Source organism: Bartonella sp. ML70XJBT (genome assembly GCF_028618425.1).
Taxonomy (GTDB): domain Bacteria; phylum Pseudomonadota; class Alphaproteobacteria; order Rhizobiales; family Rhizobiaceae; genus Bartonella.
In genome coordinates this window covers 1-5,722 of the sequence record NZ_JAQISX010000039.1, presented here as the reverse complement: position 1 = coordinate 5,722, position 5,722 = coordinate 1, and the positions used below count along the sequence as shown (strand labels likewise).

Below are 5,722 nucleotides of genomic sequence, written 5' to 3'. Positions count from 1 at the left end.
ATGCTGATGGCGGATCTAAAGATCAGGTTTATCCTGATGTAGCGAGTGCTTTAACTGGGGTTGGTACTTCTATCACGAATGTTAAAAATGAGATTAGCAACCAAATTAATAAAGAAATTACCAATGTAAAAGGTGACAGTCTTGTTAAGTGGAATGAAGAATCTAAGTTAATCAAGATAGGAGAAGAAAAAGAAGGGACTAAAATCAGTATAGCAAATAAGGATGGCACGGCACGGACCATTTCTGGTGTTGCTGCTGGCACTTCCGAGAATGATGCGGTGAATTTTTCGCAACTGCAAGATGTTAAAGAACAAGTAGCAGCAAGTAGCTTCGTTAAACAGGATTCAAAAACGAAACATATCACTATTGGTAAAGAAACAGATGGTGATAAAATTGATATTGCCAACAAAAAAAATGAAAAGCGAACACTTACAGGTATAAAGGATGGAGCACTATCAGCAGATTCACATGACGCCATCACGGGTTCACAGCTTTTTACGACAAATCAAAATATAACAACTGTAGCAACGAATATAGCTAAGTCCCTTGGAGGGGGTGCTAGTTATAAAGATGGCGTATGGACAGATCCAAAATTCACGCTTAAAACTATCAAGGGTGATGGCGAAGAAGGTGACACAAAAGACTATCCCGATGTAGCGCAAGCTTTTGCAGGAATTAATGATAATTTCCAAAATGTAAATAAGAATGTGCAGAACATTGTTAAGGATTTTAAAGAACAAGTTACGAATATTACGCAACAAGTTAAAGGCGATGCTCTGTTGTGGAGTAAAGAAAGTAACGCTTTTGTAGCCTTGCATGAGGAAAAAGATAGCAAGGCAAACAGCAAAATTACGTCTCTTGCGGATGGTTCTATTGCGGCAGGCTCGAGTGATGCAGTTACGGGTGGTCAGATTAATACGATTGTTTCGGGTGTTACAAGTGCATTAGGTGGAAATGCATCCTTTAGTGTTGATGGCACTTTTACAGGTCCAACCTATGGCTTATCGAAGGTTTCAAAAACGGGTGATGTCACAAAAGAATCGTATGAAGGTGTTGAAAAAGCCTTTGAAGGAGTTGATGAGAATATCAAGACTGTAAATGCTCGCATTAAGGATGTCTCAGAGGGTGTTGCACAAGATTCTTTATTATGGAGTAAGGGTGACAAAGCCTTCGTCGCTCAGCATAAAACGGAAGAAGGTAAAAAGGTAAATAGCAAAATTACGTCTCTAGCAGATGGAGATATTAAAGAAAAATCGCATGATGCAATCACTGGTGGACAGATTTATGATCTGCAAAAACAGTTTGCTGGCTATTTGGGTGGTGGTGCAGGTTATGAAGATGGCCAATGGACAGCCCCAAGCTTTATCCTGAAAATGTTTGGTGAAGATGGTAAGGAAGGTGAAAAGCAGACCTATAATGACGTAGGTTCTGCGTTTGCAGGAATTGATACGAACTTCAGCAATGTTAACAAGCATCTGACCCATATTGTTGAAGACTTTAATAAGAAAGTCGATAACATTAACAAAGAAGTTAAAGGCGATGCTTTGCTATGGAACAATGAAAACGGTGCTTTTGTAGCTCAGCATGCAAAAGAAGATCAGAAAATAAATAGCAAAATTAAATTTCTTGCTGCCGGAGATATTACAAAAGACTCGACAGAAGCTATTAATGGTTCCCAGGTTTATTCTTTGAGTGATAAATTTGCTAAGTATTTAGATGATAGCGCTGGTTATGATGAGAAAGGCGAATGGAAAGCACCAAGCTTCAAGGTTAAGGTTGTTGAAGCTGATGGTATTACAATTGAAGATAAGAATTATAATACAGTAGCAGAAGCTTTGTCTGATGTTGGTAATTCATTCACGAATATTAAAAAAGATATTACGAATGTTGTCAGTGATAGTCTTGTTAAGTGGGATGAAGAGAAACAAGTAGTCAAGATTGGTGCAGAAAAACACGGTAATACAATCACAATTTCTGATCAGGATAGTAAAGACAGAATCCTTTCAGGAGTTAAGGATGCAGAGCATAGCAATGAAGCAGTTAACAAAGGTCAGCTTGATAAAGGTTTGAAAGATCTTTCTGATAATCTTCAGTCTGATGAATCAGCCGTTGTTCATTATGATAAAAAAGATGATGAAAATGGCAGCATTAATTATGAAAGCATAACTTTAGGAAAAGGCAAGAGTGCTGCCTCGGTTGCACTTCACAATGTTGCCAATGGTGAGATTGCTAAGGATTCACGTGATGCAATTAATGGTGGCCAGATTAATACAATTTCTGGAGATATTGCGAAGTTTTTGGGAGGTGGTACAGCTTTCACAGATGGTGTTTTCACGGGTCCAACCTATAAATTATCTCAGGTTTCTAAAGAAGGTAAGGAAGAAGAAGCTGAATTTAAAGATATTGGTAAAGCGTTTGAAGGTATTGATACGAATATCAAGAATGTGAACCAACGGATCAAGGATGTGACACAAGGTGTTGCGCAGGATTCTTTGGTATGGAGCAAGGATGAGGATGCTTTTAGCGCGCAGCATGGAGAAAAAGAGGAAAGAAAAAATAGTAAAATCACCTCTCTTAAAAAAGGTGATCTTTCAGAGAAATCAACGGATGCGGTGAATGGTTCACAGCTTCATTCTACGAATACTGCCCTTGCGGAGTATTTTGGTGGCGATACTAAGTATGAAGATGGCAAATGGACAAAACCTGATTTCAAAGTTGCACAATTTGATGCTGATGGCACAAAAGGTGATGCAAAGACTTATCATAATGTAGCGGAAGCCTTTGAAGGAGTTAACAGCACTTTCACGACTCTTAATGATGAGATTGGGGATGTAAGAGACAATCTTCTTGTTAAGCAAGCATCAGAGATGACTTTATCGCGTAGTCTGCGTGATGGAGGAACAGGTCTTATCACGATTGGTAGAGGAACCGGTGGCACCGAAATCAGTATTCTAAATAAGGATAATGGAGCCCGGAAACTTTCCGGTCTACACGACGGGGGTGTCAGTGAAGGTTCAACCGAAGCCATAACGGGTGCTCAGCTTCATTCTTTAGGGAACAGTATAGCCAAATCTTTCGGTGGTAGCGCTAAGTATGAGAATGGTACGTGGACAGATCCAAAATTCACGCTTAAAACTATCAAGGATGATGGCAAAGAAGGTGACACAAAAGACTATCCCGATGTAGCGCAAGCTTTTTCAGGAATTAATGATAATTTCCAAAATGTAAATAAGAATGTGCAGAACATTGTTAAGGATTTTAAAGAACAAGTTACGAATATTACGCAACAAGTTCAAGGCGATGCTCTGTTGTGGAGTAAAGAGAGTAACGCTTTTGTAGCCTTGCATGGGGAAAAAGATAGCAAGGCAAACAGCAAGATTACGTCTCTAGCAGATGGAGATATTAAGGAAAAATCGCATGATGCAATCACTGGTGGACAGATTTATGATCTGCAAAAACAGTTTGCTGGCTATTTAGGTGGTGATGCTGGTTATAATGAGAAAGGAGAATGGCAAGCGCCAAACTATGACTTATCGAACATTGATGGAGAAGGTGCTGTAACAGCTAAATCCCATACCGATGTTGGTTCAGCCTTTAAAGGACTTGATGACAATATCAAGAATGTGAATGCTCGCATTAAGAAAGTTTCAGAGGGCGTTGCAAAAGATTCTTTGAATTGGAGTAATACTGATGGTGCCTTTAGTGCACAGCATGGTGGAAAAGATAGCAAGGCAAACAGCAAAATTAAATTTCTTGCTGTCGGAGATATTACAAAAGACTCTACAGAAGCTATTAATGGTTCTCAACTTTATTCATTAAATCAAACGGTCGCGCAGTACTTAGGTGGTGGTGCTGAATATAAGGATGGAAAATGGATAGCACCAAGCTTTACGCTTAAAATCTTCAAAGATGGTAAGGAAGATGGAACAAAGACTTATCATAATGTAGCGGATGCATTTTCCGATGTTGATTCTAATTTTACAAATGTCGTTAATAACTTTACTGAGCAGGTCACGAATATTACTCAAGAAGTTCAAGGTGATGCTCTGTTATGGGATCAGAAAAGTAAAGCCTTTGTCGCCCAACATGGAGAAAAAGAAGGTAAAAAAGAAAATAGTAAGATCACCTCTCTTGCGAATGGAGAGGTTTCCAAAGTTTCCACTGATGCAGTGACAGGTTCTCAGCTTTATTCTTTACAAGATCAGTTTGCGAGCTATTTAGGTGGCGGTGCTGGTTATGAAGAAGGTAAATGGACCGCTCCTATCTTTAAGGTTAAGAAGTTCGATGATAGTGGCAAAGCAACAGAGCAAGAATATAAAACTGTTGCTGAAGCCTTTGAAGGAGTGAATCAATCTTTCACGAATATTCATAATGAAGTGAATGAGCAAATTAACCAAGTTGTAGGGGACAGCCTTGTTAAACAAAATGAAAAGACACATGTCATATCGGTTGGTGGTGAAACGAATGGTACTCAAGTAAATTTTGCTAACACTGACGGTATAGAACGGGTCCTTTCTGGAGTTAAAGCAGGAGATCTTTCAGAAAAATCGACCGAAGCGGTGAATGGTTCTCAACTTTATTCTATGAGCAATACCCTTGCGACCTATTTTGGTGGCGGCACTGAATATAAGGATGGCAAATGGATCGCCCCAAGTTTTAAGGTTAATACAGTTAACGCTGATGGTAAGGAAAAAGATGAGACTTATAAGAACGTAGCGGAAGCTTTGGCTGGCGTTGGTACATCTTTTACAAATGTTCACAATAAAATTACCAATGAGATTAATAATGCGATTGCCAAAGTAGAAGGAGATAGTCTTGTTAAGCAAGCAAAAGAAACAGATTCGATTACTATTGGTAAAGAAGTAGCCGGCATTGAAGTTAATATTGCTAACAAGAATAGTGAGGATCGTACACTTTCTGGAGTTAAGGCAGCGACAAAAGATAATGAAGCGGTTAATAAAGCTCAGCTTGATCAAAGTTTGGAGAAGTTTTCTAACAATCTTCAATCAGATGGTTCAGCGGTAGTTCATTATGATAAGAGGGAAAGTGGTGAGACTGATTATACAAGTGTGACTTTTGGGAAAGGTCAAAAAGCAGCTGCTGTTGCATTGCATAATATTGCTGATGGTCAAATTGCTGAAAATTCCCATGATGTGGTTACAGGTGGTCAGATTAACACTATCTCTCAAGATGTTGCCAAGTTTTTAGGTGGAGATACAAGCTTTGAGAAGGGTATCTTTACAGGACCAACCTATAAATTATCAGAGGTTGATACTCATGGTCAGGTAAATTCGACAGAGTTTAAAGATGTTGGTTCAGCCTTTGCAGGCCTTGATAAAAATATCAAGAATGTAAATAATCGTATTAAGGAAGTCTCAGAGGGCGTTGCACAAGATTCTTTATCATGGAGCAAGGAAGCGAATGCCTTTAGTGCGCAACATGGAGAAGGAAAAGACAGAACATCTAGCAAGATTACGCACATTTTGGATGGAGATATTACAACTAATTCAAGTGATGCAATCAATGGTTCCCAACTTTATTCGATGAACAATACGTTAGCGAGTTATTTTGGTGGCGGTGCTGAGTATAAAGAAAGTAAATGGATAGCTCCAAACTTCAAAGTTAACGTAGTGAATGCTAATGGCGATAAGGTTGAAGAGAAGAAGTATGATAGTGTTGCAGCTGCCTTTGAAGGTGTAGGAAGTTCTTTCACAAATCTTCA

At 39.0% G+C, this 5,722-nt stretch carries 1 pseudogene; it reads left to right on the top strand.

The window, feature by feature from the left end:
• Positions 1 to 5,722: pseudogene (locus PVV65_RS08825) on the top strand (hypothetical protein); the annotation flags it as partial.